Source organism: Rhodopirellula europaea 6C, assembly GCF_000338295.1.
Taxonomy (GTDB): Bacteria; Planctomycetota; Planctomycetia; order Pirellulales; family Pirellulaceae; genus Rhodopirellula; species Rhodopirellula europaea.
Window position 1 is genome coordinate 1 of sequence record NZ_ANMO01000016.1, and the last position, 556, is coordinate 556.

The 556-nt window shown below is 54.1% G+C and carries 1 protein-coding gene; it reads left to right on the plus strand.

Annotated features, from left to right (window positions below; translation table 11 throughout):
- The first annotated feature begins 167 nt into the window (after positions 1-167).
- Positions 168-443, plus strand: coding sequence for a hypothetical protein (locus tag RE6C_RS01505; protein WP_236617861.1), 276 nt, complete (start codon positions 168-170; stop codon positions 441-443).
- The last annotated feature ends 113 nt before the right edge of the window (positions 444-556 follow it).

The following is a 556-nucleotide window of genomic DNA, read 5'->3' on the forward strand; positions in this document are numbered from 1 at the left end:
CCGTTCGTCGGTCATAACGGTCGGTGTACTCAATGACTGACACTTCGTATCGATCGACCACTGCACAACCCCCAGCGAATACCGCTCTTCCTCCTCCGCGCTGGTACGGAATCGGACTCTCGATATTGTCGGCCATCATCGGATTGACGTTCGCGTGGCAAACCCTCGTGGTCTACGCATTTTCCACGATGGTTGATCCACAGATCCGCGGCGGCGATCGTGCCAAGATGATTGCGGATCGATTCCTCTTTGGAGATGGTCCATTTCAAATTGTGATCGTTTGCATGCTTATTTATCTGGCAGCGACCGGACTGATCTCGGCCATGTTGTTCTCTACATTTGCCATCTGGCGTCAACCAACGTTGAAGGTGGGTACAATGATCTCCTGCTCCGCCGGGGGACTCGTCACCCTGTCAATTGTCGGTTGCTTTCTTACGCGGTGAATGTGAATGGATACTTCTTCGCCTCAAGACCGACGAACAATCCGATGCACGGGAGCGGCGAAGTCATGCGGTTTGAAATGGACAGCCTCTCGTCGCCGCCCCGTGATCGGTGT